This is a genomic window from Streptomyces sp. NPDC043870 (assembly GCF_056435785.1).
Genome location: NZ_JBWKDT010000042.1, coordinates 27,769 through 54,098 on the forward strand (window position 1 = coordinate 27,769; position 26,330 = coordinate 54,098).

General features: G+C 68.5%; 29 protein-coding genes and 4 pseudogenes. 12 read left to right on the plus strand and 21 right to left on the minus strand.

The window, feature by feature from the left end; all coding sequences use genetic code 11:
* Window positions 1-744: 744 nt before the first annotated feature.
* Complete coding sequence (locus AC0699_RS33045) at window positions 745-2,529, minus strand: serine/threonine-protein kinase (protein ID WP_478667812.1); 1,785 nt, start codon at window positions 2,527-2,529, stop codon at window positions 745-747.
* Between the two features lie 224 nt (window positions 2,530-2,753).
* Between AC0699_RS33045 and AC0699_RS33050 the strand changes: the two genes are divergently transcribed.
* A complete protein-coding gene (locus AC0699_RS33050; RefSeq protein WP_478667813.1) occupies window positions 2,754-3,050 on the plus strand; it encodes a hypothetical protein in 297 nt (98 codons plus the stop codon).
* A 177-nt stretch (window positions 3,051-3,227) separates the two neighbouring features.
* Entirely contained in the window at window positions 3,228-3,851 is a 624-nt protein-coding gene (locus AC0699_RS33055) for a class I SAM-dependent methyltransferase (protein WP_478667814.1), read from the plus strand.
* A 290-nt stretch (window positions 3,852-4,141) separates the two neighbouring features.
* Here AC0699_RS33055 and AC0699_RS33060 read toward each other — a convergent pair whose 3' ends face one another.
* Window positions 4,142-4,309 (minus strand): hypothetical protein, encoded by a 168-nt coding sequence (locus AC0699_RS33060; RefSeq protein WP_478667815.1) that lies wholly within the window; start codon window positions 4,307-4,309, stop codon window positions 4,142-4,144.
* A 225-nt stretch (window positions 4,310-4,534) separates the two neighbouring features.
* On the opposite strand from AC0699_RS33060, the gene AC0699_RS33065 reads away from it, so the two are divergent.
* Window positions 4,535-5,845: an MFS transporter gene (locus AC0699_RS33065; RefSeq protein WP_478667816.1), complete on the plus strand. Its 1,311-nt coding sequence runs from the start codon at window positions 4,535-4,537 to the stop codon at window positions 5,843-5,845.
* A 46-nt stretch (window positions 5,846-5,891) separates the two neighbouring features.
* Here the strand turns inward: AC0699_RS33065 and AC0699_RS33070 are convergent, their stop codons facing one another.
* Both AC0699_RS33070 and AC0699_RS33075 read right to left on the minus strand, forming a co-directional pair.
* The gene (locus AC0699_RS33070) at window positions 5,892-6,071 is read right to left on the minus strand and encodes a hypothetical protein (protein WP_478667817.1); all 180 of its coding nucleotides are present in this window, start codon (window positions 6,069-6,071) and stop codon (window positions 5,892-5,894) included.
* Between the two features lie 339 nt (window positions 6,072-6,410).
* Entirely contained in the window at window positions 6,411-6,986 is a 576-nt protein-coding gene (locus AC0699_RS33075) for an AMIN-like domain-containing (lipo)protein (RefSeq protein WP_478667818.1), read from the minus strand.
* Between the two features lie 783 nt (window positions 6,987-7,769).
* Here AC0699_RS33075 and AC0699_RS33080 point away from each other — a divergent pair.
* On the plus strand, window positions 7,770-8,192 hold the full coding sequence (locus AC0699_RS33080) for a VOC family protein (protein WP_478667819.1): 423 nt from the start codon (window positions 7,770-7,772) through the stop codon (window positions 8,190-8,192).
* Between the two features lie 90 nt (window positions 8,193-8,282).
* Window positions 8,283-8,562: pseudogene (locus tag AC0699_RS33085) on the plus strand (aldo/keto reductase); the annotation flags it as partial.
* Here the strand turns inward: AC0699_RS33085 and AC0699_RS33090 are convergent.
* The gene (locus tag AC0699_RS33090; RefSeq protein ID WP_478667820.1) at window positions 8,550-8,735 is read right to left on the minus strand and encodes a hypothetical protein; all 186 of its coding nucleotides are present in this window, start codon (window positions 8,733-8,735) and stop codon (window positions 8,550-8,552) included. The pseudogene AC0699_RS33085 and the gene AC0699_RS33090 overlap by 13 nt on opposite strands.
* A 136-nt stretch (window positions 8,736-8,871) precedes the next feature.
* Here AC0699_RS33090 and AC0699_RS33095 point away from each other — a divergent pair.
* A pseudogene (locus AC0699_RS33095) lies at window positions 8,872-9,152 on the plus strand (DNA glycosylase AlkZ-like family protein); the annotation flags it as partial.
* Between the two features lie 24 nt (window positions 9,153-9,176).
* On the opposite strand, the gene AC0699_RS33100 reads toward AC0699_RS33095, so the two are convergent.
* The 6 genes from AC0699_RS33100 to AC0699_RS33125 form a co-directional block, all read right to left on the minus strand.
* Window positions 9,177-9,890 (minus strand): cation efflux transmembrane domain-containing protein, encoded by a 714-nt coding sequence (locus AC0699_RS33100; RefSeq protein ID WP_478667821.1) that lies wholly within the window; start codon window positions 9,888-9,890, stop codon window positions 9,177-9,179.
* A complete protein-coding gene (locus tag AC0699_RS33105; protein ID WP_478667822.1) occupies window positions 9,890-10,225 on the minus strand; it encodes an ArsR/SmtB family transcription factor in 336 nt (111 codons plus the stop codon). The genes AC0699_RS33100 and AC0699_RS33105 overlap by 1 nt, the downstream gene beginning before the upstream one ends.
* Before the next feature lie 256 nt (window positions 10,226-10,481).
* Window positions 10,482-10,979, minus strand: coding sequence for a hypothetical protein (locus AC0699_RS33110; protein WP_478667823.1), 498 nt, complete (start codon window positions 10,977-10,979; stop codon window positions 10,482-10,484).
* 215 nt (window positions 10,980-11,194) lie between these two features.
* Window positions 11,195-11,911 carry a DUF305 domain-containing protein gene (locus tag AC0699_RS33115; RefSeq protein ID WP_478667824.1) on the minus strand — a complete coding sequence of 239 codons (717 nt, stop codon included), beginning with the start codon at window positions 11,909-11,911 and terminating at the stop codon, window positions 11,195-11,197.
* The gene (locus tag AC0699_RS33120; protein ID WP_478667825.1) at window positions 11,887-12,579 is read right to left on the minus strand and encodes a DUF3105 domain-containing protein; all 693 of its coding nucleotides are present in this window, start codon (window positions 12,577-12,579) and stop codon (window positions 11,887-11,889) included. The genes AC0699_RS33115 and AC0699_RS33120 overlap by 25 nt, the downstream gene beginning before the upstream one ends.
* A 271-nt stretch (window positions 12,580-12,850) precedes the next feature.
* On the minus strand, window positions 12,851-13,405 hold the full coding sequence (locus AC0699_RS33125; RefSeq protein ID WP_478667842.1) for a diguanylate cyclase domain-containing protein: 555 nt from the start codon (window positions 13,403-13,405) through the stop codon (window positions 12,851-12,853).
* Window positions 13,406-13,468: 63 nt separating this feature from the next.
* On the opposite strand from AC0699_RS33125, the gene AC0699_RS33130 reads away from it, so the two are divergent.
* Window positions 13,469-14,116 (plus strand): class I SAM-dependent methyltransferase, encoded by a 648-nt coding sequence (locus tag AC0699_RS33130; RefSeq protein ID WP_478667826.1) that lies wholly within the window; start codon window positions 13,469-13,471, stop codon window positions 14,114-14,116.
* A 77-nt stretch (window positions 14,117-14,193) separates the two neighbouring features.
* On the opposite strand, the gene AC0699_RS33135 is transcribed toward AC0699_RS33130, so the two are convergent.
* The 5 genes from AC0699_RS33135 to AC0699_RS33155 are packed head-to-tail and all read right to left on the minus strand — an operon-like array spanning window position 14,194 to window position 18,099.
* Entirely contained in the window at window positions 14,194-15,177 is a 984-nt protein-coding gene (locus AC0699_RS33135; protein WP_478667827.1) for an Rv1681 family radical SAM protein, read from the minus strand.
* Window positions 15,171-15,980: an Rv1680 family SBP-like protein gene (locus tag AC0699_RS33140; RefSeq protein WP_478667828.1), complete on the minus strand. Its 810-nt coding sequence runs from the start codon at window positions 15,978-15,980 to the stop codon at window positions 15,171-15,173. The genes AC0699_RS33135 and AC0699_RS33140 overlap by 7 nt, the downstream gene beginning before the upstream one ends.
* Before the next feature lie 35 nt (window positions 15,981-16,015).
* Window positions 16,016-17,134 carry an Rv1679 family acyl-CoA dehydrogenase gene (gene fadE16 / locus AC0699_RS33145; RefSeq protein WP_478667829.1) on the minus strand — a complete coding sequence of 373 codons (1,119 nt, stop codon included), beginning with the start codon at window positions 17,132-17,134 and terminating at the stop codon, window positions 16,016-16,018.
* Between the two features lie 2 nt (window positions 17,135-17,136).
* Complete coding sequence (locus AC0699_RS33150) at window positions 17,137-17,544, minus strand: Rv1678 family membrane protein (protein WP_478667830.1); 408 nt, start codon at window positions 17,542-17,544, stop codon at window positions 17,137-17,139.
* A 21-nt stretch (window positions 17,545-17,565) separates the two neighbouring features.
* Window positions 17,566-18,099, minus strand: a complete 534-nt coding sequence (locus AC0699_RS33155; protein ID WP_478667831.1) for a hypothetical protein — start codon at window positions 18,097-18,099, stop codon at window positions 17,566-17,568.
* Window positions 18,100-18,670: 571 nt separating this feature from the next.
* On the opposite strand from AC0699_RS33155, the pseudogene AC0699_RS33160 reads away from it, so the two are divergent.
* Window positions 18,671-19,126 (plus strand): annotated as a pseudogene (locus AC0699_RS33160) (IS5 family transposase); the annotation flags it as partial.
* A 93-nt stretch (window positions 19,127-19,219) separates the two neighbouring features.
* Here AC0699_RS33160 and AC0699_RS33165 read toward each other — a convergent pair.
* Window positions 19,220-19,792: a dihydrofolate reductase family protein gene (locus AC0699_RS33165; RefSeq protein WP_478667832.1), complete on the minus strand. Its 573-nt coding sequence runs from the start codon at window positions 19,790-19,792 to the stop codon at window positions 19,220-19,222.
* 643 nt (window positions 19,793-20,435) lie between these two features.
* Here AC0699_RS33165 and AC0699_RS33170 point away from each other — a divergent pair.
* Complete coding sequence (locus tag AC0699_RS33170) at window positions 20,436-20,924, plus strand: hypothetical protein (RefSeq protein ID WP_478667833.1); 489 nt, start codon at window positions 20,436-20,438, stop codon at window positions 20,922-20,924.
* A 163-nt stretch (window positions 20,925-21,087) separates the two neighbouring features.
* Here the strand turns inward: AC0699_RS33170 and AC0699_RS33175 are convergent, their stop codons facing one another.
* The 3 genes from AC0699_RS33175 to AC0699_RS33185 form a co-directional block, all read right to left on the minus strand.
* Window positions 21,088-21,780, minus strand: a complete 693-nt coding sequence (locus tag AC0699_RS33175) for an IS5 family transposase (RefSeq protein ID WP_478667834.1) — start codon at window positions 21,778-21,780, stop codon at window positions 21,088-21,090.
* 163 nt (window positions 21,781-21,943) lie between these two features.
* The gene (locus tag AC0699_RS33180) at window positions 21,944-22,138 is read right to left on the minus strand and encodes a hypothetical protein (protein ID WP_478667835.1); all 195 of its coding nucleotides are present in this window, start codon (window positions 22,136-22,138) and stop codon (window positions 21,944-21,946) included.
* Window positions 22,139-22,315: 177 nt separating this feature from the next.
* Entirely contained in the window at window positions 22,316-23,905 is a 1,590-nt protein-coding gene (locus AC0699_RS33185; protein WP_478667836.1) for an ISL3 family transposase, read from the minus strand.
* A gap of 247 nt (window positions 23,906-24,152) precedes the next feature.
* On the opposite strand from AC0699_RS33185, the gene AC0699_RS33190 reads away from it, so the two are divergent.
* Window positions 24,153-24,788 carry a hypothetical protein gene (locus AC0699_RS33190; protein WP_478667837.1) on the plus strand — a complete coding sequence of 212 codons (636 nt, stop codon included), beginning with the start codon at window positions 24,153-24,155 and terminating at the stop codon, window positions 24,786-24,788.
* Between the two features lie 222 nt (window positions 24,789-25,010).
* Window positions 25,011-25,130 (plus strand): annotated as a pseudogene (locus AC0699_RS33195) (IS21-like element helper ATPase IstB); the annotation flags it as partial.
* 125 nt (window positions 25,131-25,255) lie between these two features.
* On the opposite strand, the gene AC0699_RS33200 reads toward AC0699_RS33195, so the two are convergent.
* Window positions 25,256-25,666 (minus strand): RidA family protein, encoded by a 411-nt coding sequence (locus AC0699_RS33200; RefSeq protein ID WP_478667838.1) that lies wholly within the window; start codon window positions 25,664-25,666, stop codon window positions 25,256-25,258.
* A 129-nt stretch (window positions 25,667-25,795) separates the two neighbouring features.
* Here AC0699_RS33200 and AC0699_RS33205 point away from each other — a divergent pair, with 129 nt between their 5' ends.
* A complete protein-coding gene (locus tag AC0699_RS33205) occupies window positions 25,796-26,026 on the plus strand; it encodes a hypothetical protein (protein WP_478667839.1) in 231 nt (76 codons plus the stop codon).
* The last annotated feature ends 304 nt before the right edge of the window (window positions 26,027-26,330 follow it).

A 26,330-nucleotide genomic window follows, 5' to 3' on the forward strand; every position in this document is an offset into this window, starting at 1 on the left:
CGCCGGGGCGTGCTTGGCGCGGACGGACCGCTCGGGCGAGGGCCGAAACACCCTGTGCGGGAGAAGGGTACGGACAGGTCCAGGTCCTCCCCACTCCAACCACGGCTTGCTGCCGGACTCGTACAGGCCGTAGGCCGGGCCGGTACCCCCACTCGTCACTTCGCGCTGTGCTGTGGGCATGGGCCTCACCAGGCTGGAGCCGCTCGTGTAGTCCGAGGCTGAGCGGCTGACCTTGCAGAACTGGGCAAAGCGGCGTGCCACGGCCCAAGGCTTGGCGAAGCGGGCTCGGATCGTGCCGGCCTGTGCCACAGGCGGGAACAACACGGCCGTTGCCGCGCGGTTGGGGATGGACCGGCTCACCGCTCAGGGCCAGGCGGTGCTCGTGTTTGGTTCGGACGGCACCGCCGTCGGGACACTCAAGGAGTGTCGCGCCGCCTGGGTCCGTCCGAGCCCGGCATAGCCGGACATCAGGGACCTGGGCGGCCGCGTCGTCGTCCCCGGATTCATCGACGCGCACGCGTTCCCCCGAGTTCCCGTCCGCTGAGCCACGACGCCACCTCACGGGCAGGGGTGACGCACGTCCTCGTACAGCAGCTCCAGCGGTGCGCCTGCGTTGAGGTCGCCGCCTGCCCAACACCATCCACGTCGACGACGCCAAGAAGCCGAGGGCCCGGCCCTCACCGTCGTCCCCGGGGCCCGGGCGGCGTTCGTCCACCACGCCGCCGGGCCCAGCCGACAGGCCGGTCAGTCCTGGGCCGGCATCACCCGGGTCACCTTGCCCTTCAGGTCGGCATCCAGATAGCCGGTGACGTGGTCGTCGGCGAGATAGACGGCCAGTCCCAGCGGGGTGTCGAACGTGTCGTCGGCGGGGCGGACCAGGACGTAACGCATGGTCGGCCGCTTCACGTTCAGGTCCTTCTCCGCCCGCTTCAGCAGGGCGGGGAGGACGTCCCAGTCGAAGTCGTCCAGGCTGAACGGGCGGTCGCCGCCGATGAGCGCGCTGCTGATGATGCCCTTCTGGACGCCCTGGGCCGGGCGGTAGGTGTAGCTGTCGTACTTGGTGTCGCTGCCCTTGACCATGATTTCCGCGGACACGTAGTCCGGATAGACGGTGAAGTCGCACGCGCGGTCCGTGCCGGTCGTGGCCTTGATCTCCTTCACCGCCGTCCGGATGCCGTCCGGGGTGAGCAGATCGGTCTTCGCGTCGGCCTGGGGCGCCGGCGCCGCGCGGGACGCTGTGGGCGGTGCGGGAGTCGGGCCGTTCGTCGAGGTCGAGGTCGGGCCGGGTGGATTGGCTGCCGTCTTGCCGTCCTTGCCGCCTCGGTCAGGCAGCGCAGTCCACACCAGGACTCCTGCCAGCACGGTTCCGACGACGGACGAGGCGATCGCGACCCGGCGCTTCGCACGGCCGCCGGGTCGCGCCGGCGTCGGCCGTGTGGGGCCCACCGGGTAGGGGGTCGGCGGCCCGACCGGACCGGGCACGGCATTGTGCGGAGCCGACGGTCCGAAGCCGATCGGCGGCCCGAAGCCCGTCGGCGGTCCGAAACCGGGCGGTGAGACCGGTGCGGAGGGTGGGGGTGCGGTCGTCGGCCCCGGGGGAGGAGCCAACCGGTACGAGGTGCCCCCGCCCGGCCCCCGCGCCCCGTCCGGAGCACTCGGGACACTCGGAGCAGTCGGCGCCGTGTCCCGGCCTGCGGCCGCTTCTGCGAGCATCCGGTCGGCGGTCTCCGCGTCCGCCCGGTCGGCCGGGTCCTTGACGAGCACGGTGCTCAGGAAGCCGGTCAGCGGTCCGGCCTGGAGGGGCGGCGGAAGCTCCTCGCTCAGGAGGGCCGCCAACGTCGCGAGGGTGGTTCCCCTGCGCAGCGGGTGATGCCCCTCGACGGCGACGTACAGCATCATCGCCAGCGACCACAGGTCGGAGCCCGGGCCGCCCTCGTCGCCGGAGATGCGTTCGGGTGCCATGTAGTCGGGCGTGCCGATGACGGACCCGGTCGCGGTGAGGGCGGTCGACTCCCTGATGGCCGCGATGCCGAAGTCGGTGAGGACGGGACGTCCGTCGGGCCTCATCAGGACGTTGGCGGGCTTCACGTCCCGGTGCTGGATGCCGACGTCGTGCGCGGCGCGCAGCGCGGCCAGCACCTCGCGGCCGAGCCGGGCGGCCTCGACGGGCGCCAGCGGCCCCTTCCCAAGCCGGTCCTGGAGCGATCCGCCGGTCACCAACTCCATGACGAGCCAGGGGTAGGTGTGCTCCCCGCCGTCCACCACGTGGTGGATGGTCACCACATTGGGGTGGTCGACACGGGCGAGCGCCCGTGCCTCGCGCAGCACCCGGGCCCGGAGCATCGCCGCGCCCTGCGGGTCGTACTCGGCGAGACCCGGATCGGGCGGCCGTACCTCCTTGAGCGCCACGGCCCGGTCCAGGACCAGATCGCGCGCCCGCCACACCATACCCATGCCGCCGCCACCGAGCCGCGCCTCCAGCTCGAAGCGCCCGTCTATGACCCGTCTGCCGGATTCCCCGTCGCTCATGGCCGGAGCCTACGAGATGCCGGTGACACGGGCTCACGCAGGTGGCTCCAACGCCTCCAGGCCGGGGCGTTCGTTCCCCCGCTCGGCCTTCGCGCCGGACCGGTACATGGGCCGCGAACTCCTCGCCAAGGCCCGCCCCCACCCGATCGAGTCGGAAACCAACGCGATCGCGGTCGCATCATCGCGGGCGGTGACGTCCAGGACCACCAGACCGGTTCGGACACATGCTGTTCGTCGATACGATCTGTGATCCGCACGAGGCTGCCCGCGCCCGGCCGGTCGAGCTTCCTCCAGTGGCGGGATCGGTCCGTTCGGCAACGTCCGTGGGAGGTTCGTACGCCTTCGATTCAGCGTGGCCGCAGCCCGTCGAAGACGACCGCGAAGATCCGCTCCCGGGGCGCCGGATCCGCTCCGAGCTGTTCCATCGCCGCGCGTTCCAGGTACAGGCGTGGGAGCTTGTCTCGCAGCGGCGCACGTCGCGCGGCGGGCGGTCGTCCTGGATCTCCTTTGATCGGGAGTGACACCGAACGATTTACGTCCCCTCCTGCGAGCAGGCGTGCGACGGCCTGCTTCAGGCGCTGGGCCCACCTCCGGGGGTTATGGATCCCGTCCGGGGTACGGCTGCGCTCGTCCGAGGGCTGCCCGGACGGCTCAGCCCTGTTTGACTCCCGGCGGGGTGGGGGAGCCAGTCTGTCGGTATGGACTCCCAACCGGCTTCCTGGGCTACGGGCCAGCCCGTCACCTCACCGTTCGCTCGCCCGTCCGGCATGCTCGGGCGGGCTGCCGGACGGTTCATGCTGTGGACCAACAGCCGGGACCAGCACGACGTGCTCGGCATCCTGGACGTCCAGCCGCACGACCGGGTGCTGGAGGTGGGGTACGGGCCTGGCGGACTGGTACGGCTGCTGGCCACTCGCACCCCGGCCACCACCATCCTCGGCGTGGACCCGTCCCCCGAAATGCGGGACGCCGCAACCAAGGCCAACCGCGGTGCGGTCCGCGCAGGCCGCGTCACCCTGAGCCTCGGTACGGCGGACCGCACCGGCCTGGCCGATCAGAGCGTCGACCGTGTCGTCTCGGTCAACAATGTGGCCATCTGGTCAGACCTGGAAGCCGGACTACGCGAACTGCACCGTGTGGTGCGCCCCGGGGGCACCGTGGTGATCGCCTGGCACGGGGGCTCGTCCCCCGGGCGCATCGCCCGGCGACTGCGGCTGCCGGCCGACAAACTGGAACGCATCGAAAAGTCCCTCAGGGCCCAGTTCAGTGAGCTGACCCGTATCGAGCTGCGGAGGGCGGACGCCTTCAAGGCCGTACGGTGATCACTCTGGCCTGCTTCGCTCTCGCCCGGCCGTAGTGCCGGCCCCTGGCCACCAACCACGGCTGGGCGCCCGGCGGGCCGGTTCACCCGGTGCGCACTTGCGTCGTTCACCCTTTCAACCCTTCACACTTTCAACCATGTGGCGGAAGGCGCTGCCGTGCCGGCGACCGCCTCCGTCGCTGCCCGCCACTCCGGCCCCGCTCTCGTCAGCGGCGGGCCCTGGGGCTGAGTGTCCTGTGCCATCGATTCCTCATGCCGTTTGTCAACCCGCCCGAGCAGCTTCGCGGGCGGTCAGGTGGGCGACGGAGCGAGGGTGGTGGCGACGGACCGCTTGCGGAGTCCTTCTGCCAGGTGCGCCATTTCCACGGACGTGCCGACCAGGCCGGCTCCCCGCAGGTCGGCGGCCGTCAGCCGGGCTTCGTTCAGTGACAGGTGGTACATCTCGCGCAGGGTTCGCATGCCTGGCCGCCAAAGGCTAGCGTTCAGGTTCGGCGAGTGACCCACGAGGAGCTGAGACATGGTCGGTCTTCCGAGCGCGCGTTGACGTTGTGGGCCGTGACCGGCCTGTCATCGCGTGCTGCCCCTTGATGTTGCGGCACAGCGAGCCTTCCCCTGCCTGATCCTTCGGTGCGCCTGTTGTGCGCCGGGTGATGGGCCTCGTCGTCGGCAATCCAAGGGATCCCGGTGCCGTCCGCTTCCTCCGCTGTATCTGATTCCAGTCGACCTGTCCCTTCAAGTCTGTGGCGGGATGGCGACTTCCGTAGCCTCTGGGTGGGTCAGACGGCCTCCCAACTCGGCGAACATGCAAGCCTGGTGGTGTTGCCGCTCTTCGCCGTCCTGACACTCGACGCCGGGGCCGGCCAGTTGGGCGTCCTCCGAGCGTTGGGGCAGGCGCCGATCCTGTTGCTCTCGCTCTTCGTCGGTGCGTGGGTAGACAGGTGGCGGGCCCGCACGGTGATGGTGCTGACGGACGTCGGCCGAACCCTGGCCCTGGGCGTCGCTGCCGTGGCCGGCCTCCTCGGCTGGCTCGGCCTGCCCGCGCTGCTCGTAGTCGCCTTCGCCGTCGGGGCCCTGTCCGTGTTCTTCGACGTGGCATACCAGGCGTCTCTCGTACGAATGGTGAAACGCGATCAGTTGGTGCGGGGTAACAGCGCGCTCGAGGGCAGCCGGTCCGCGGCGCAGATCGGCGGTCCCGCCCTCGGCGGTGCTTTGGTGTCACTGCTGTCGGCGCCGATCGCTGCCGCCTCCAGCGCGCTGTTCTTCGCGTTGTCGTTCCTGTCGATCCGGCGGATCCGTCGGATCGAATCGATCCCGGAACGCTCGGAACGTCCCCCTCGCATATGGCGGCGGATTCATGAGGGGCTCCGTTTCGTCGTCAGGGACGCCTCGCTGCGGACCGTGTGCCTTGCCTCGGCCGCCTTCCAGTTCTCCTTCGCGGCCGTGATGACGGTCTATCTGCTCTTCCTGCCGCGGGAACTGCACTTGTCGGGTACCGCCGTCGGGCTGGCGCTTGCGGCAACGGGGCCTGGCGCGCTCCTGGGCTCGGTGCTGGCCTCCCGTCTGCCGGGCCGGTTCGGTCATGGTGCGGTGCTCGTGTCCGCAGCCGCACTCGGCGACGGCGCGTTCCTGTGTGTGCCCGCGCTGCACGGCTCCTCTGCGGTGACTGTTACCGCGCTCCTTGCGATCAACTTCGTGTTCGGTACCGCCGGCCAGTTGGTGAATGTCACGGTCCTGGCCGTCCGGCAGGCGGTCACTCCGGACGGGATGCAAGGCCGCGCGGCCGCGACGATCACGTTTGCCGGCATGGGGCTGACCCCACTCGGCTCGCTACTCGGCGGGTTTCTCGCGATGGAGTGGGGGCTGCGCACCAGCCTCCTGGTGACGGCCGCAGGCATGATGCTCTCCCCGGTGCTGATGGCCCTGTCCCCGCTCGCCCGCCTGGGACGGGCGCTTCCGGCCCTCGCAGGACGCGCCGCCGACCCACCGTTTCCCTGATTCCCACGAGACCGACCCGCCGTGACAAGGGTCCAGTGGACGCCTGTCACTCGGGTTCACTGGGTTGAGCTGCCTGGGGTTCTCGGGCGTAGGTGATGAAGAGTGCCGTGATGATGCTCAGGGGGATCCAGATGTCGTGGTTGTCGAGGAAGTAGCGCCGTTTCTCCGTGGGAGTCAGGCCCTGTGCGTAGTGGGTCCTGATCCTGCGGTAGTTGTCCTCCGTCATGTAGGTCCGCCCTGGGGGCTGGAGGTCGGGGAAGCGCTGGCTGAGGAGCCGCTTGGGGAGCCAGAGCGGGATGTCCGTGCTCCAGCTTGTGGATGGTCCGCTCAGTGTGCCGCAGCTGGGAGATGAACCAGTCGTGTACCGGGTGGTTCACAGTTATGCGATCGGAGCGCGAAAGATCGGCATCGGGACAGAGCTCCGCTACCCCGGCCGCAGCGCCGGGCGGCACGACGTCCGGTTCCTCAACTCCATGTGAGCCTCCACGACCGCCGTGCTTCGAACGTCTCCTCCTACGGGTGGGCTGCCCGGCTGGAGGCGCGGCCGGGCAGCCCACCCGTTGCCTTACCGGGTGTGTGCGACGTCCACGATGAGCTTGTCGCCGGACTGCTGCACTCGGAAGGGGAGCTTGGTTCGTACACCCAGGCCGATCTGAGTCTGGCCTTCGACGCTCGCCCCGAACTTGGTGTCCGTGAACGTCTTGTATCCGGTGATGTTCACACCAGGTAGCGGCTTACCCGCCTTCCCGGTGTACGTCGGCTTGGTCGTCGCCGGGTCGTAGCTCGGCGCGGACACGAATATCTGCAGGATGGCGCCGCCGGTGACCGGTATCTGCTCGCCGGAGCCGTCCTGATGGAACTTGGCCACGTAACCGACGTGGTAGCCGATCTTGCCACTCACGCCTTTGGCGTCGAAGACCATGCGGTCGTAGCAGGTGCTCTTGCTGGTCGTGATGTTCCTCAGCGGCTTGGTGTCCGAGTCCGTGGCCGACTTGACACCGCTGCCCCAGGCGGTCGAACAGGCTTCGGCCGAGGGGGCCTTGTCCACGGGACCGGTCGCGGCCCCGGCCGTCCCGGCCGTGGCCACCAGGCCGGCACCGGCCACCAGGAGTGCAGCGGCTGCTGTTCCTAACTTACGCATGACATACCTCAGAGAAGGGTTGACTACAGGTCCAGACGGGGGCGGTGCCCCATCCGTGATCTTCACCCTTTCGTCAGGTCAACTCAGTCCCCATCCGTATTCGTACTCAGATCATTTCTAAGTACCGCGCCGCCCTGGTCTGGCAGCTGCACAAGGGCATCGTGAACCGCCCGCGTGGTGAACGACGCCGTCCACGAGGTGGGGAGATTGCGGTACGCGTCGAGCACCCGGTCGGCGATACTGACGAGCCTGGAGAGCAGCACGCGCCCGTTTCCTGGTCGGCGACATCGCCGCCATCCCGCTGCCCGACCAGTCCGTGGACCGGCCATCTCGCTGGACGCCCTCCGGGATCGACACCGCCCTGGCCGTCCCCGCAGTTGTGTCGCGTCAGCCGGAGCGGGTCTGCCGCAGTGCCGGTGAGCCAACGCCGGAGCGGGTCTGGCCGTCGTTGTGGTCCAGGCGTTCCAGTGGTGGGAGGGCGGATGGGACAGGTCGACGGCGGCGCCGGAGAACTATCCGTGCTCGGGGTCAGCGCGGGGTGGTGCCGCCGGTCTTGCCGGACCAGTCAGGACGCGTCTGGAGCAGTGAGAGCAGTGCGAGCAGTCGCGAGGACGCTTTCTGCATGGCCACCATTCTGCCCGCAGTACAGGACACATCCTGTCCGCTACTCCTGACATGGTGGTCCAGAGCCGCCAAGGGGTCAATGCCCAGTTCACGGCAGTTGCGCCGTAGCTCCTCCACCGCGGCGGCACGTATTCGAGGAACCGCACGCAAGGAGCAGGCATGTCCGTCACGACCACCACCCACCTGAACTTCCGGGGCGACGCGCGTCAGGCGCTGGACTTCTACCAGTCCGTCTTCGGCGGACGCACCGTCGCCGTCACCTACAAGGACGCCGGCAATGTGCAGAACGAGAACGAGGCGGACTGGGTGATGTGGGGCGAGGTGGTCGGGGATGACGGATTCCACGTCATGGCCTACGACGTGCCCTCCCAGCTGCCCTGGAACCGGGGCGAGAAACCCTTCTTCGTCTCCGTGCGCGGCGACGACGCCGACGAGATCAGTGCCCTGTGGCAGGGGCTGCTGGAGGGCTCGACGGTGGTGCGCCCCTTGGAGGCCGCACAGTGGGCGCCGCTGTACGGCATGCTCACCGACCGCTTCGGCGTCACCTGGGTCCTGGACGTCACCGCTCCCTACAACGGCTGAGCCGGCAGACTCGGCACAGGACCACGGGTGCCGCCCCGGCGACGCGGCGGCACCCGGCAGACAATCGGAAGGAAGCGGGCCGCCGTGCGCATGCAGCAACTGGGATGTACCGGGATCGAGGTCAGCGCCTACTGGGCCTGGGCACCATGATGTTCGGCAAGACGGGCAATCCCGAGCACGACGACTGCGTGCGCATGGTCCACCGGGCGATGGACGCAGGCATCAACTTTATCGACACAGCCGATGTGTACGGCTGCAGCGAGACCGAAGAGATCGTCGGCAAAGCCCTCAAGGGCCGTCGAGACGAGGTGGTGCGGGCCACCAAGTTCAACGGCCTGATGGGGGCAAGGGCCCCAATCACAGCGGCAGTTGACGACGCTGGATCGTGTCCGCAGACGACGACGTCCTCGACCGGATCGACGCGATCGTCCCGCCCGGCACCGACATCAGCCCGCTGGACGTCTCCTGCACACCCCCTCCCTCGCCCACCCGGCCCTGCGCCGGCATCCGGCCGACGAGCGCGCCGCGGCCTGAGAACACCATGACCGTCCTCGACACACGCGCCCTCAACCGCGCGACCCTCGCCCGCCAGTACCTGCTCGAGCGTGCGGACACACCCGTCCACGACGCCGTGGCACATCTGTGCGGAAGTAGGCGCAACAACCCCAGGAACCCTTCATCGGCCTCTGGTCCCGACTGCACGCCTTCGAGTGACATCCGCTCCTGGTGCGGCCTCGCCGGACTGCCCGCTGCAGTCAAAGCCATCCGCGAAGAACTCGTCTCCTTCCGCGACGAACGCGGCCGCGAGCTTCTCGACCTGCCCGACGCACCGGCCCACACCCGGACACCCCCGCACCCGTCCGGTTCCTCCCGGCACTCGACAACACGATCCTCGGCTACCGCGACCGCAGCCGCATCATCGACGACGCCCACCTCGCCTGTCCGCTTCGATCTTCTCGGTGTCCGAGGCCGCCGCGGGACTGGTCAGTTGCAGCAGCTGCATCCGGGAGCACAGCCGCAGGCGTCCGGCTTAGTGCCGGCGCCCGGAATCGCCGCGGCGGCCGGGGCCGCGCAGCAGCCCTTGCCCTGCCAGGCGTCCCGACCTTCCTTGACCGCGATGGCGGCGATGACGAGAGCGGCGATGGGGTCGGCCCAGGACCAGCCGAGGGTGGCGTTGAGAACCAGGCCGACCAGGAGCACCGCCGAGAGGTAGGTGCACAGAAGGGTCTGCTTGGAGTCGGCGACCGCGCTGGCGGAGCCGAGTTCGCGTCCCGCCTTGCGCTGGGCGGTGGACAGGAACGGCATCACGGCGAGCGAGAGGGCGGCGAGCACGATGCCGGGGATGGAGCGGTCGGCCTCCCCGGTGCCGATCAGAGCCCGGACGGCGTCGACGCTGACGTACGCGGCGAGCGCGAAGAACGAGACGGAGACGATCCGCAGGGTGGTCTTCTCGCGGGCCTCGCGAACCGCGTGCTCGCCGGCGGAGAACTGCCAGGCGACCGCGGCCGCGGAGGAGACCTCGATGACGGAGTCAAGGCCGAAGCCGACCAGTGCGGTCGAAGAGGCCAGGGTGCCGGCCGTGATGGCGACAACTGCCTCGATGACGTTGTAGGCGATCGTGACCGCGACCAGCAGGCGTATCCGCCTGGCGAGGACGTCGCGGCGGGCCGGCGACGGGCCGAGGGATGTCGCGGTCATCAGCAGCACCCCTTCTCATCCGCCTCGGCGCAGGTGCGGTCGGCCTCAACGGCGACCACAGCGGCGCGCAGGTCGTCGAGCGCGTGCCCGAGGCGTTCGTCGGCCAGTTCGTAGCGAGTGCGGCGGCCGTCAGGCGTCGTGACCACCAGACCGCAGTCCCGCAGGCACGCCAAGTGGTTCGACAGGCGTGTGCGGGAGACGCCGATGGCGTCAGCGAGATCGGAGGGATAGGCCGGGGCTTCACGCAGGGCGAGCAGCAGCCGGCATCGGATCGGGTCAGCGAGCGCGCGGCCGAACCGGGCCAGCACCTCAACGTCGGGGGCAACAGTCAGCACCCCACGACAGTACATCTGTTCCTGAATTCAGGAAACCATGGATTACCGTGGGGTCCTGCCCGTGGGGCACTCACAGGAGCGCCCGGCTCAGGATTGGCCGGGGTGCGGGCGGGTGGTCAGGCCGACGGGCACCGTCGAGGGGCACGTCAACAGGGCCAAAACGATCAAGAGAGCCATATATGGCCGGGCATCATTCCGGCCCCTGAGGACCCGAATCCTCACCCGGCTGTGATTCGGCCAGCCCTTCGACCAGCAGTCAGAGCTGGCTGTTGATCTGTCGGGAGAGCCCTTCGAAGAACTCTTGAAGACTGGCTGCGGCAAGGTCGAACTGATCGAACCATGAGGCGGTGGTTGACCTCCAAACCCGACCGGAACCCGCCAGGGCGAACAGATGGCCGCCGCCATCGCTGGCGAAGACCAGGGCAGATTCCTCCCCGTCGATCTGGACGGCCCCGTACTCGCGGAAGTGGTCCGCGGCTGTTGAAGCCGGGTGGACAAAGTAACCGTTGTCCACATCGGGAAGAGAGACCTCGTCGATCACCCAGTACATCGTGGTCAGGTCCGAGGGAATCGGCGTCAGTTCCACGAGTCTGTCCGTCGCCTGGTGGCTCTTTTCCGTAGCAAGCACGACCACGTTGCTGTCGGGCTCGACCCCGTGCCGTGTCTGGAACGACCGCATCAGCTCCGCCAGCGCCGCATCCGCCTGCTCGCACCAGCCACGGAGCCACTCGGCATCAAGCCGTTCATCAACCACGGTCGCTCCCTCCGCCTCCCTTGGAAACCCGCCATTGCGGGTCCGGAAGAAAGTACAGGAGCGTTCACGCAGATCCGCTCAGAGCCGAATTCAAAGAGCGCCGTCAAGAAGACTGAGGCCCGGGACCCGGGTTCTCCCGGTTCTCACTGGGGCGGCAAAGTCGCGGAGGCGGTCGCGGACGTCCTCGATGCGGTCGGGGGAGGCGGAGGAGAGGATCAGGGCCGTGGCGCAGAGTTCCGCTGTCTGAGCATGTCCGCCATCAGGTCCGTCTCGGACTGCTGGGCGTCGAGCATCTTCCGGGCGAGGGCCTTCTCCTGCGGCACGGTGCACAGGTCCGCGCAGCCCCGTGCCATCGTGATGCCGCCGTTGTGGTGGTCGGTCATCAGCTGCAGGAAGAGCACTTCGGCCTGCCTGCCGCTCGCCTTCGCCAGATGCTCCAGCTCCGCGTGGGTGGCCATGCCGGGCATCAGCGAACCCTCACGGACCTGGTGACTGCCATGATCTTCGTGACTGCCATGGCCCTCGCTGCTTTCGGAAGCCGTCATCCAGGCCATGGGTGCCGTTCCGGGTGCGACTTTCGGCAGTTGCCACAGGTCCAGCCAGCCCAGGAGCATGCCGCGCTGGGTGGCCTGGGTGTTGGCGATGTCGTAGGCGAGTCGCCGTAGCTCTTCGTCCTGTGTGCGGTCGCGGACGATGAAGGACATCTCCACCGCCTGCTGGTGGTGGACGGCCATGTCACGGGCGAAGCCGACGTCGGGCGAGTCCGGCGCGGGGGCGGCCGCCGTGCTCCCGTGCCCGGCCTGGTAGACGTCGTCGCCGCCGGCGTACGCGACGGTGGCCGCGCCCGCGAACAGCAGCACCGGCGTGGCGGCCGTGGCTGCGAGCCCACGGACCCTCGTCCAGGTCCTCACCCGGTCAGTCCGCCCATGCATGTGGCACCCGGCTCGGGTGTCTGCGGACCCTGCACGTACTTGGTGAGGAACTGGTCCACCCGCGGGTCGTCCGCGCTGTCGACCGTGATCTGCTTGCCCCAGGCGGTGAGCATGATCGCCCCGGCCTGGTCCTGCACAGGGCTCATCAGCGAGTACGAGATCTGGCTGACCTTGTCCTTCAGCTTCTTCACGTCGGTGGCCGGGGCCTTGTCGTTGTACGTCACCCACACCGCGCCGTGCTCGAGCGAGTGCACGGCGTTCACGTCGGGGATCGCCTTGTCGTAGACGTTGCCGTCGCAGTTCATCCACGCCTGGTGGTGGTCACCGCCGACCGGCGGCTTCATCGGGTACGTCACCGGCGTCTTGACGTGCTTGCGGCCGAGCTTCCTGGCGTCCCAGGACTTCTCGCCCCTGATGGGCTCATCGGCAGCGGCAGCGTTGTCCTCCGTGACCTTCGCCGCCTGCTGGGCAGCCTGGTGCTTCATCACGGACTCGTGGCCCGGCGCGTAGGTGCCAATGATGCCGAGCATCCGAGGACTGCTGATCAAAGGGGCCTGGACAGCCGTCGGAGTCTCTGCTGGAGCAGCCAGTACCGGGACGGCGAGTGCTGCGAGTCCTGCCACTGCCGTACCGGCGATCAGGGGGCCGACGACGAATCGCTTGTTCATCTCCATGACCTCGCTCGGTTCAGGGGGAAATCGGGCGCCACGGCGCGCAGATGCCCGGGTCGGCGGCTGGCGACGGAAGCGTCCCTGCGGCCACTCTCGGCAAGAGGAACGTACGTGGTCATCCGTATCACTCCACTCGCACCCGGAGTGCCGGCCGCTATGATCCTGCGCGGGGTGTCCGAACGCACGCTGCCCTCCCTCGACCTGGCGAATGGGCCGCTCCCGACGCTAGCGATCTTCAGCCGATGTCCCGGACAAGGCGCCCTTTGTCTCACCCGAAAGGGGCGGTTGCGTCCGGCCCTTCGCCCAGGCACGAAGGCACCAGGCTTCCGGCATACCGGGGTCTGAGGCGGAGTTCTGTGCAAGCACAGCGAGCGACCGCCACATAGGACACGGTCCAAGAGAGCGCTTCGTTCCAGCAGGGGCGTTTGGCACCTCGGACGACGTAATCGCGGGGGCCTCGGCCCAGGCGAGCAGCGCATGCGACACGCCCCAGCGTGTGCGTGCCGGGGCGGCCCGCCCGTCGACCGGTGTTGGACGGCACCTGCGTGTGCCGGGCAGTGGTGAACACCGCGCGGCCGCAGTGCTTGCCCTCGTACATCGCGGCGTCGGCGGCCCGCTGGAGCAGCGACGGGTGGGTGGTGCCGATCGCGTCGGGGGTCGCAGCGCCGACCGAGGCAGTGACGTTGACGGCCTGGCGGGCGTCGATCGAGACGGGCTCGGCGAGCATCTGCACCAGCTGGGCGAGGCGCAGCCGGCGGCGGCCGGGGCCGATCCGCGTCGTGATGGCGAACTCTTCTCCGAACTGGCGATGGCCCGGGCGGATGGGCGGTAGGGAAGATCGTGATTCTCTCGGCTCGCCTCAGCGCCAGGAACTACCGTCGCGAGCATGGTCGAACACGATGCTCTCAGCGCCACCCGCGAGGCTTACGATGCTGCTGCCCCCACCTATGCACAGCTGTTCCGCGACACGCTGCGTGACAGTCCCCTGGACCGCGCGATCTTGGGTGCCTTCGCCGAGGTCGTACGTGCGGGTGGGGACGGTCAGGTCGCGGACCTGGGGTGCGGGCCCGGCCACATCACCGCTTACCTCGACGAGCTGGGGCTGGCGGCGTTTGGCGTTGATGCCTCTCCTGCGATGATCAAGTTGGCTCGACAGGCCTATCCGGGGCTGCGGTTCGACGTGGGCTCGATGGCCGCGTTGAACATCGCTGACGGCGTGCTGGGCGGCGTTCTCTCACGTTGGTCCATCATCCATACGCCGCCCCAGGAACTCCCCGTCATCTTGGCGGAGTTCCATCGTGTGCTGTCACCTGGCGGCCACCTGCTGGTCGGCTTTTCGGCAAGCGATGATCCGTCTCACCCGACGCAGGCCTTCGATCACACAGTCGCGCCGGCCTATCGGTGGTGGCCTGATCACCTGGCCTCGATGCTGCGCAAGTCCGGGTTGGCCGAGGTGACCCGGATGGTCCGCCAGCCTCAGCCCACCGACCGACGGCAGTTCCAGGAGATTCAACTACTCGCCCGCAAACCTTAGATGCCGCTCTCCGTTGGGATGCGATCCGGTCCGGCTGTCGATGGACGGTGGAGAGATTGCCTGCCCGGCGAATCGGCTCATGCGCACGGGAAGGTGCGGGCGGCGGCGTCCGCTGTGGCCCGGTGCGCGCGGTACCGCTCCCGTACGAGGTCGATAGCGGCGTCCAGCGGGAAGATGTCGCGGGTGACCAGCTGTTCGTCGTTGTCGGCCCCGACGGGGTGCCAATACACGCCGTCGGCTGTGATGGTGACCTCTGGAATCAGGGTTTCCACCGTGAGTTCCAGGCCGTCCTCGGCGGCGCCCTGGTGGGCGACGGGCCGGACCACCTGGTGCCGGTGCGGGATGCCGAGCGAGTCGAGGAAGGACCGGAGCTCGCGCTCCTCCTCGCGGTCGTCGGTGGTGAGGGTCGCTGCCACCCGTACGGTGAAGCCCTCGCCGAGTGCGGTGCGAATGCCGGCGACGGCCTTGGCCCAGCTGCCCTTGCCCCGGTGGGTGTCGTGCAGATCCGGGGTGGCGGAGTCGAGGCTGATCTGCAGGGTGAGGCGGTCGCGGGGCATGGCCTGGAGCATCTGCAGCCGGTGTCCGCGGAAGAGCATGCCGTTGGTGAGGAGGGTGGTGGGCAGCGCGGCGGTGCAGTCGGCGACGATCTGGTCGAGGTCGGGGAGTATGAACGGTTCGCCGCCGGTGAGCAGGATTTCGGTGACTCCGGCGGCGGGTGCGGCCTTGGCGATCTCCCGTACCCGGTCCACACCCAGTGCGCGTCGGGCCGCCTGCGGTGAGGATCGTGCGCAGCAGTAGTCGCAGGCGAGGTTGCAGTCGAAGTTGGTGTAGAGCCACAGGCGTGCGCCGGGGCGGCGGTCCGCGGGAAGTGCCGCCACCGGATCCGCCGGACGTCCCCGCCGGACCGTGACGCTGCTGTCGTCGGCGGCCACCAGGGTGTTGCCGGTGCGGGCGCACCACGCAGCTGCCAGGTCCCGCTCGTCCGCCGAGTCGACCGGCAGTGTGACGGTGTCTCCCTCCGCCGTGGAGAGAACCCGCTCGACCAGTTCGAGGATCACCATCGTCGTGCGATGTCCTGTTCTTCGACGGCTTGGAAGAGGTCGCTGTAGCCGTCGAGTTCGGGGCGTACCCAGCGTTTGAGTCCTTCGAGTTCCAGGATGCGGCGGTGCTCGGGGTCGTCCCAGTCCATGGCCAGCAGGTGTGCTGTCCAGGGTTCGGTGCGTGCCGTGTCCTGGGTGTCGAGGGCGGTGAAGTTGCAGTGGCAGTAGGCGGGGCTGGTCCAGAAGGATTCCAGTGCGCCGGGCATGAGTTCGTCGCGTCCGATGGCCTCCCAGGTGGTGATGCCGATCGCGGCGGCGTCTGCGTCGCCGTCGAGTACGGCCCGGATGGCTTCCAGTTCGCTGCGGCCGGTGTCGCCGTGCTTGCCCAGATCGCTGTCGATGCGCAGGAGTTCGACCTCACCGTCGGCGATACCCTCGCGTCGCAGATAGTGCAGCGGCAGGATCGCCGCCTGTGCGGAGTCCCGGCTGCCCAGCGCCAGCCGTCTCCCTTTGAGGTCCCCGGGACCGCGCAGTCGAGCTCCGGCCCGACAGACCAAATGGCTGCGGAATGCCAGATCGGTGTCGCGCATGGCGAGCGCCGTCGCGTGACCGTCCGCCTGGAGGACGGTGCGTACCCAGGCCAGGTTGGTGTTCCATGCGATGTCGATGGTGCCGGCCAGCAGTGCATCGACCTGGCGGCCGTAGTTGGAGAACAGTACGAAGTCCATCTCGACGGGCGCTGTCCGGAAGTAGTCGCGGATGCCCTCCCAGATGGGCACGACGTTGGGGGTGTACGCCACCGCCCCTATCATCAGCGGTTCCATGACGCGTCCTCCTCTCCGGGGTCCGGGCGTCGGCGTCAGCCGAACACGGGCTGGCCCGTGACGGCCTTGCCGTAGAAGTCGTACAGAACGTCGGCAGTGGGAGCCATGACATGGCCCGCGCGGGCGTCCCGGAAAGACCGCTCGATGCCCAGGTGCTGGGAGAACGCCGCACCGCCGCACACCCGCATGGCGTCGTCCGTGACGGTCAGGGCGGTGTCGTTGGCCAGTGCCTTGACCCCGAGGACGTACAGCGGGGTTTCCTCGTCGGGTGCGGCGATGCTCGCCGCCGCCTTGTGGAGATACGCGGTCACGGCCTCGAGCTGCAGCGACGTACGGGCCAGCCGGGCGCGGACGGTGGGCAGCTCGGCCAGTGTCTGACCGGTGTGCTCGAGTCTGGCGCTGCTGGTGTGCCGCACGGCCGCCTTGAGAGCGGATCGGGCCAGGCCCAGGGAGACGGCCGCGTTGCCCAGGTTGAACCAGGGCATCACCGTCTCGGTCATCAGTGCGAATCCCGCGCCGGGCCGGCCCAGACGCGTGGTGTCCACAGCCGTCACGTCGAAGCGCATCGGCGAGGAGGCGTTGCCTCGCAGCCCAAGGCCGTGGAAGGAGCCGGTGACGCTCACCCCCGCCTGGCCGGCCTGGACGGCGTAGAGGTCGACCGTGCCCGGCTCGTCGGCCGAGAGTACGGAGGTGACGTACAGCCCCGCATGGCCGGCGGAGGTGACCCAGCTCTTGTCCGCGGTGAACCGCACATCATCGTCGCCATTGCGCTTGGCCTGGCTGATCGGCGCCCAGAAGTGCGAGCGGGAACCGGGCTCGCTGAACGCCAGGGTCGCCAGGGTCCGGCCGCCGGCCATGTCGCCCACAACGGAGGGAAGCCCGGAAGGCGGTGCGGCCAGTACCGTCATGGCGCCGCATATATGCATCAAGTAGACCATGGCGGTCGAACCGCAGACCTCCGCCAGCTCGGCCGTGACATGGGCGAACTCCGGCGGGCCTGCGCCGAGCCCGCCCACTTGCTCAGGCAGGGGCAGGCCCATCAGGCCGGACGCGCCCAGTGCGGAAACCGCTTCGCTGGGGAACCGGCCGTCCGCGTCCACTGCGGGGGCATGTTCCGCGGCAGTGGCCAGGACCGGCTTCAGCGTGCTGTCCATGTTCATGAGGATTCAGGCCTTCCCGAGGAGGACGGAGCCGGATCCGGCGCATTGCTGTGCGTCGCCGGGGCCAGACCGAGGGCCAGCAGACCCACGGCGAAGGCGAAGAGCAGGGCCACGGTCGAGCCGTCACCGCCGAGCAGGTTCGCATCCGTCCACCCGATCTGGACCAGCTGCAGGACGGTGGCGGCGAGGAACCCGGTCCCGGCCAGGACGATCAGGGCCTGCACCCCGGCGAGCCCCGCGGCGACCGCCAGGCACGCGAGGAACAGCAGAACGAGCATTCCCGTGCCGCTGAGCGTGACGATCCGCCAAGGGGGCGCGTCCGCGATCCCCAGTACGACGCTCGCCGCAGCTCCCAGACCCAGGCCGGTAGCGGTCCTGGCGATCGCCGTCCTTGGTGCCTTCACCGGATGCCTCCTTCGCGACCGTCACGAAGCGACCAGCAGCAGCCGTGACGGCAGGCCGCGGCGCTGCCGCCAGACGGGGCGCAGCGCACCGTCCACTCCGTAGGCCCGGCCCGCGGCTGTGGCCAGGAGCGCAAGGTGCGCGACGTACATGAGGAAGTACGCCCAGAACCACTCGTGCGGGGTGTTCAGGACCGAGAACGTGATCGCGGTCGTCTGTGCCAGCCCTACCAGTGCCCAGAACCGGGTCGCCAGGCCCACCAGCAGAAACGCGCCGAGGCACGCCTCAACGGCGAAGGCGCCCCAGGCGAACACCGCGAAATTCGGAACGATCACGTGCTCGACCAGCCACGCCCACGGAGCGAACACCTCGTGCTCGACCCCGTTCAGCGTCCAGCTGTAGAGGTCCCGCGGTGGACCCGAGTCCTTGCCGAAGGCCGGAGGATGTTTCCACGAGAGATTCTGGATCCACAGCAGACCGACCACGACGCGGCAGACTGCCAGCAGCACACGGGACGGCCGTGACGAGCCCAGCGGCTCCTCTGCGTGATGTGTCACGGACCTGTTGGTCACGTCCATGCCGAGCGACCTTTGATCTTGGATCACGGACGGGAATCCATCCGACGCCGCACGTCCATCGACTCACGCCGATGCGTGTCGTGCAAGCCGCCCGGCTCTTACGGAACAAGAACGCCCCGGTGCAGGCGGCGCCGCCACCAGGTGACGCGTTCCGCAGGCGGCCTGGGTCGGCGACTGCTCAAGCCGCCGCACCGAGCCGGTTCTGTGGGCCGTCGGTGGCGAGAGCAGCCCGCGCTGCTTGCGCCTGCTGCCAGGTCACCCGCACCACGCTGAACACCTGGTCCGGTCAAGGAGCACGGACCGTGTCCGAGCGGCACCGAGGGGAACGACCGATCGGCGAAGCAGGACGACCGGATCGTAGAGCTCTGCTCGCCGGCGCACTTGCGGGCGCCACGGTCGCGCTTGCGGGGTGCTGGTGGCGCAGGCGCCGACGCTGACGAGGATTTGATCTGGGCTGTTTCGGTGGACTCCACCACGATCGTGCGCGCTCACCAGCACGCCGCCGGGGCCCGCAAAAAGGGGCCCCGACCGTGAGCCGGACGACCACGCCATCGGCCGGTCCCGTGGCGGGCTGGCCACGAAGGTTCATCTCGCAGCCGACGCCCGCTGCCGCCCGCCGGCCTTCGTCCTCCCCGCCGTGCAGGCCGGTGGCGCACGCGCCTTCGCGGACGTGATGGCATGCATACGCGTCCCGCGCCGACGCGGACGGCCTCGTACCCGGCCCGATGTGGTCTTGGCCGACAAGGCGTACTTGTCGCGCGCCATCCGCGAGCACCTGCGTAAGCGCGGTATCCGCGCGGTGATCCCTGTCCCTGCGGATCAGCGGGGCCACCGACTGCGTCGAGGCAGCCGTGGCGGCAGGCCACCCACTTTCGACCGTGAGGGATACAAGCAGCGCAACACGGTCGAGTGGTGCATCAATCGCTTGAAGCAGTGGCGCGGCATCGCCACCCGCTACGAGAAGACCGCGACCCTCTACCTGGCCGGGCTCCACAGCGCGGGCATTCCTCTGGCCTGCGCGGTGATTCCACACCCGCCGAGCAGGTCATTCCTGCGAGTGTCACGTCCGGGGGCGCGACAGCAGACGAGTGCGACCTGGTCAGCGGACGACGTCGAAGACCTGCTTCTGCAGGCCGTTGGCGTAGACCTCGTGTTCGACGAGCTTCAGCTTCTGGGTGTCCTTGTCCGTGGCGCTGAAGAGCCGCTTGCCCGCGCCGAGCAGGAGCGGGAAGACGAGCAGGTGGTATCGGTCGATCAGGCCGGCGTCCGAAAGGGCCTGGTTCAGGGAGGCGCTGCCGTGGACGATGATCGGGCCGCCCTCGGTCTCCTTCAGCGCGGCGACGTCGTCGAGTGAGCGCAGGATCGTTGTCTCGCCCCAGTTCGACACCAGGTCGTCCTCGGTGAGGGTGGTGGAGACGACGTACTTCGGCATCACCTTGTAGTCGGCGAAATCCTCCATGTCGGGCCAAACCGGGCTGAATGCCTCGTAGCTCGTCCGGCCCATCAGCATCGCAGTGGCTTCCTTCTGCTCCCGACCCTTGATGTCGAACGCCTCGGGCAGGAACTCAACGTCCTTGAAGGTCCACCCGGAGTTCCGGTAACCAGGCTCGCCACCCGGGGCCTCAACGACGCCGTCGAGCGAGATGAAAGCGGTGCTGATCAGGGTACGCATCTAAAGGTTCCTCGGTCTCTCGTGTCCGGCTGGCAGCAGGATTCGGTTGGTGCACGCTTCGACCGCACTTGCGGCCACAGCGCACTCATCATGTTCTATGACTGCGGATCACGGAGAAACTCATCGGGCTTTGCCCGTCTCTCCTGGCGGCCTCAGCCATCCCGATCATCTCGGGGAGCCACACACGTGCCCGATTGCGGGATGTGTCGGAGTATCCCGCCGCGGCGCCGTCGTGAAGGCGCCGGCGTTGCCGAACTCCGCAAACGGGGTGTCGACCCCGAGGTCTTGAAGGTTTTGGACGAGGACATGCTCCGTTTCGACGCGAGAGGGCATGAGGGTACGGACCCCGTCGGAGCTTTCTGACACGCCTCGGCCTGGGAGCCGCTGGTCGTCGGTGAGCCATGCGGAAGCCTGCTGCGCGGCCTGTGCGAGCTGGCAGAGGCCGGCCGGGGGGTGATGCCGAGCTGGCTAAGTGGGTGTCTTTGATCCCCAAGCTCTGGTGGGGAGACCCACTGGTTGTGGGCGGCACTTGGGAAACGTTCATGGCGACATCACGGTGGTGCCGCCATGAATGGTCGCCCTGGTCTTGGCGACCGGCGTGGTCGGTCCCGCCGCAGTGGCAGCTCAAGGCGTAGGCGAACACGTGACCACGTCGAACAGCTCGGACGACGACGACTGCAAGGACTGGTCGCACGACAGGTACGACGACGACGAATGCAAGAGGGGTCCGGCAGGCCCGACCGGTCCGACGGGCCCGGCGGGCGCCACCGGCCCCACCGGTCCGCAGGGGATCCAGGGCGAGCCGGGTCCGACCGGCTCCACCGGGCAGACGGGTGCAACCGGGGCCACGGGTGCAACCGGGGCCACAGGCGCGACCGGCTCGGCGGGTGTTCGCGAGGTGGTCACCGAGACCGAGGATGTCCCGCCTGGTGCGGGCACCACCCATACCCCGCCATGCCCGGACGGGCTGGAGCCCGTCTCGGGCGGCGTCCAGACAGGCGCTGCAGCGACGACCGTCGGCCAGTCATACCCCAACTTCGAAGCCAACGGCTGGACCACCAGCGCGGCCAATCATCCCCTCCTGCCGACGCTGGAGTTCACCTTCTACTCCATCTGCGAAACGCCTGCATGATGCGCACGGGGGCGGCACGCGGAGAGACCAGCCTGACCGGATCCTCGTCCGGTGCCGAGAACCCTTCTTGCCGGTCGGCCGGCGCAGTCCACGACTCCCAGCTTCGGCGTCGACCAGGACAGTGCCGTAGAGGCCGCAGCCCTTGCTGAGACGGACACGTGAATTACCGGACCCCTGCGGCCTTCTGGGCTGCCGGGGTCCGGGTCAGGCGACGCGCCATCAGGGTGATGAATGACCAGGTCAGGTGGGCCTCGCTGTGCTGCGGGAGGCGTTCGTAGTCCCGCACGTTGCGGCGGGCGTGCATGATCCAGCCCAGCGTGCGTTCTACCTCCCAGCGACGGGGAAGGACGACGAATCCCCCCTCGGCGTCCTTTGGCCTGGCGACGAGAGACAGATGAAGTCGGTGTTCGGCCCAGTCGACGAGTTGGCCCGCGTATGCGGAGTCGTCCCAGACCTGGGTGAGCTGGGGATGGGTGAGTCGCAGGCGGAAGAGCATTTCGCGGGCCGCGTCGCGGTCGGTCATGTCTGCCCGGGTGACCATGATCATCACTGGTAGGACCTTGGTATCGATCGCGATGTGTCTCTTGCGGCCGTTGATTCTCTTCCCGGCGTCGTAGCCGCGGGGGCCTTGGAGACGGTGTCGGCGGCCTTCCCCGACTGCGAGTCGACGATCAGCGTCACCGGATAGGAATGCGGCCGAGGTTGGTACGGATCCGTCGCGCAACTGGTCGCGGATCCAGGCCACCACCCCTGCCCGGTTCCACCTGGCGAAGAAGCCGTAGACCCTCTCCCATGGTGGGAAGTCGGCAGGCAGGGCCCTCCATTTGGCCATTCTCGACGATGTAGCGGATGGCATCGACGATCTCTCGTCTCGGCCACTTCTCGGGGTGCCCGCCGTTCTTGGTCTCGCAGGCCGGGACGGGCAGCAGCGCCAGCAAGGCCCATTCGGCGATGGTGGTGTCGGACGGATAGCGGCGGCGGCGCATGACGGCCTTCGGGTTCTCGCAGGTCGGAAGAGACTATTTCGTGAGCTGCGCGAGGGTGGCGCGCACTCCGGTGAGCTGGGCCGAGGCCAGCTGGGCCCATTCGTCGTCGGGGTAGCGGGCCAGGTACGGGGCGAGCGTGCCGGTGATCATCCGGGTGAGCCGACCGAGGATCTGCTGGAATTGCTTCGTCTCGTACTCGATCCAGTCCGCTGGGTCGTCGGAGAACATGTAGCGGTCCCTGCGGCGCCACATGATCGGCGTGAGGTGTTCGGCCGCGCCGACGTCCCGCAGATGCCTGATCCCCCTGACGACCTGCGACTTGGTCCGTCGGGTGCGGAGACGAGCTGGCGTGTGTGCAGGCAGTAGTGGGCTCTGGCACAGATCTTGGGGAGCGGTCGCAGAGGGTCACTGGAGCAGGATCATCTTGCGGAGTAGTTCGAATCCGGCCCGGCCGTAGAGCTGCCTCTTGATCTTCTTAATGCGGTTCACGGCACCTTCGGTGCCGCCGGAGCTCCAGTGCAGGGCGAGGCCGGCGGTCACGGCGCCGAGGTCCCGGTGCAGGTGGAGCGCGAAGTTGGTGAGACGGGGCAGTTGGCTGGCGTCGACGGCGTCGATCCATGCGGGGAGCGTCGGGCCGAGGCGATTGGCGAGGATCTCGCCAAATCCGCGGACGTGTTCAGCGGCAGTGTCCAGTTCGGGGCAGCGGGCCAGTGCGTCCTTCAGGGCGGCGCGTTCTTCCTCGCTCAGGGCCGTGGGGTGGCGGGTGAGCCAGCCGGTCACCTGCCGCACCGTCGGCGGCGGAGGCGGGGCCGGCCGTGGGGCGACACGCAGAGTGGCGATGTAGGCGCGGACCATCTGGTAGGTGACGGGGGCGTTCTGTGCGATCAGTTCGTGGTGCAGGCGGGTGACGTTGGTGCATCCTGCGGCGAACCGCCGTTCCAGGAAGGGCTTGTAGGGGTCGAGTCTGCTGAGCCGGGGGCGATTCTCGCGCAGGGTGTCTTGCCAGTGGGCGGCGCGTGCGTATCGCAGTACGGTGTTGAGGCCCCAGCCCAGGTGCCGGGCGATGGCCCGGCACGAGTGGCCCTGGGCGAGCAGTTCGTGGACCAGGGCGTGTGCTGCCTTCTTGCGCTGGGCTCGTCGGCCGGCAGGATCCGGGGAAGGAAGTTCCGAGTCGTCCGGCGGTGGGTCAGTCTTGGTGGGCATGGGCGGTGCCGGAGCGCGCAGGCATTCGCGGTGGGCTGCGACGCAGGTCTCCACGGCCCGGCCGAGGCCCTGCCAGAGGTGGAAACGGTCCGCGACCTGGAGTGCACTGGGGGCGCCGAGCCGGGCTCCCTGGGCGTAGGCGCCTGCCCGGTCCCGGCAGATGATCTCCACGCCGGGGTGGTTGGTCAGCCATGCGGCCAGCGGCCCCGCCTCACGGGTCGGGAGCACATCGACCACACGATGGGTCTCGCCGCAGGTCAAGACGGTGGAGTAGGTCTGGCCCCGGCGAATGGCGAAGTCGTCCACCCCCAGGACGCGCGGCGTGCTGGACTGCGGGTCCGGCAGTGCCATGACCCTGCGCAGCAAGGTCATCCGTCCTGCTCGGAGGCCCAGGTGTCCGGCCAGCCGAGCACCGGCCCGCCCGGCGAGCGCGAGCGCGACACGCGCCAGGACGTGATTGAGCCGCGTGGTGAAACGCGCATGTGGAGTGGTCAGCTGTGTGAACGGCTCGGCGAACGTACGACGCGGACAGCCTGACATGCCGCAGATGAAGCGCCGCACTGTCAGCCGGATCACAACGCTCTGCCCACCGAGCGGCAGATCCTTCAGCCTGCGCTGGTAGGAGCCGTGCACCCGGACCGAGAAGCGGCCGCAGTCCGGACATGCCGCACCGGCCCCCCGGCCCCTCGCCGTCACGTCGACCGTGCCGAAAGCGGCGGACACCGCCTCGACATCCACGTCGTCGATCCCGTCGAACACGAGAGAGTCCCAGAACGATGCGTCGGCTTGCATGACCAACACCGTCATCGGCCGCAGCCGAGCGTGACAGACATTGCCCTAGACCTGACGGGGCGTCACTCTTGCCTGCATGACGGGAGGCGTACGCGGTCTCACGCGAACCCAGGACCTCACCATCGAACACCGATGTCCTATCTCGCTGAAGTGTGGTCGGGTCTCATCGAAGTTTTGAGCGAGTACCCCCCTGCACGTGAGTACGCGTACTCACGTGCAGGGGGCGGCTTGATCGGAGACTTGGCGCATGAGACGAACCTCTGCCCTGACCAGCACGGTTGCCAGCTCCCCGCGCCGCCCGCGGCTCACGCTCGCGATAGCAGTTCTTGCCACTCTGGCGCTCGCCGCCTGCGGCACCGAGAAGACAAGCGCCAACGGACCGCAAAGCAAGCCTGCTGACACTGCTGAGGTCCGGCCCAGCGTGGCTTTCACGGCGATGCTGGACAAAGTCGCGCAGTCGTGTCCCCCGAGCGCCCCGCCAGAGGCGCCACCGACCGGTCCGGCGCAGACCCTGCCGCCCGGTTCGGTGGAGGTACCGCCGGACGTGGAGCCCATCGCCCCCACGGCGGGTCCGGAGGTTGAGTTGAACGCTCGCGACTGGTGCGCGAGCGCCCTCCATGAAGAGCGCATTGCCCAGGCGCTCTGGGATCTGGTGGACCCAACCCCAACCAAGGTCCGGACGATTCTGAACGACCTCGGCTACGTCGACGAGCACATACACGACCTCAAGCAGTCCGGTGCGACCACGCGGTTCTTCCTCGACCTGCGTAACAAGGGCGGACGGCTCTGCTTGGAGGGCTCGGCGGCCGGCGAGAACACCGTCATCGATAAATGCGCAGCCCCCGCAACCGGCCCCTTCACGCCTGGGGAGCGGAAGCAGTGAACACCAGCTTGGCGTGATCGGAACCCGGCGCTACGGTCACTCAAACTTCGGTGAGACGGGACAACCGAGGTGACCCTCTGCGACCGCTCCCCAAGATCTGTGCCAGAACCCAGTAGTGAAGTCACTTGTCGATGAGCTTGGGAGGCACCCCGAACCACGGTCGGGTGATGTTGATGAGTTTGGGAGGCACCGGGTCTCTTGCCAGGGCAGCATCGGGATGCTCTCTGCGCGGCCATCGTCGATCGGCTGATGTTCAACGGCACCATCATCGAAACCGGCACCGACTCCTACCGCCTCGCCTCCACTCGGGCACGAGCCGAGGAGCCCGCCAAGACCGGCTGACCGGAGAGCTACCTGCCTCGATTGCCGGCCGCCCTGGCAGGCGGCCGGCAATCTCTATTCGCAGTGCTACCGCCAGGCACTTCCGGTCCAGGCCGCGCTCGGCCGCCGCGTTGTGTCAGTGGACCTCAAGAGTCGAGCACGGCGGCGACGGCCTCGATCTCGACGAGCTGGTCCTCATAGCCAAGGACAGTGACGCCCATCAAGGTGCTGGGGACGTCGTGGTCAGCGAACGAGTCCCGGACTACCTCCCAGGCAGACACCAGGTCCTCCCGCCGGGCCGATGCGACGAGAACCCTTGTACTGATGACGTCCTGGAGTGACGCGCCGGCGGCAGCGAGAGCAGCCTGCATGTTCTCGACGGCTTTCAGCGCCTGACCCGCGTAGTCCCCGATCGCTGCCGTCGAGCCGTCGTCGTTCAGGGGACACGCCCCGGCGAGGAAGATCAGGCGGGAGTCGGCGGGCGCCGTGGCTGCGTAGGCGTACTCGGCGACGTCGGACAGGGAGGCGGAGCGGATCAGAGTGATGGCACGAGCCACGGTCGTCGGGTCCTTTCCCATCGAGTGTTGAGCGTGGACATCCTGCCAACGGCCCGTTGGCACCCGCCTTCATTTTTCTCGCCGCGCCCACGGCAACGACGTCATTTCTGGCCGACACTCGTGGACCCGGTGATCACCACTGACTCGGGAACCCGTCGAGAAACGCTGTTCCTGGAGATCAACGAAGCCACCGCCTTGTGGGCCGGGCGGCTCACCGACTTCGACCGGCCCGGCACGGACCCGTTGTACGAAGGCGCCTTGGGACCGCTCCTGCGGTACGCCGACCAGTTCCCCAACGAGATCAGCTGGTACCTGAAGCAGTTCCGTGCGGGCGCACTGCCCCACCAGATCCGCACCTGACGCAGCGCGAGGTCGGACTGCCGACGCTCCGGCGCGAAGGTTCACGCGACCGTCCGTCGGCTGTGGGCGTGCAGCGTCGGCGGCCGAACGGCCACCAGACCCGACGGGTGCGGCGGCGAGGCGGGGCAGCCGGTGGTGGCTGCGCCGGTTGCGCGGCTGCCCTGCGCCGTGTCTTTCCCCGCATCGTTCATCGCTTTGAGACCTCCCTGCCTAGTAGGGCTTGGTCAGGTTCACTCGCCGGTGGCGTGTCCGGTTGAGGGGGCTGTGTCGTTGACCGGGGGTGACACCTGAGGAGTTGGATGTA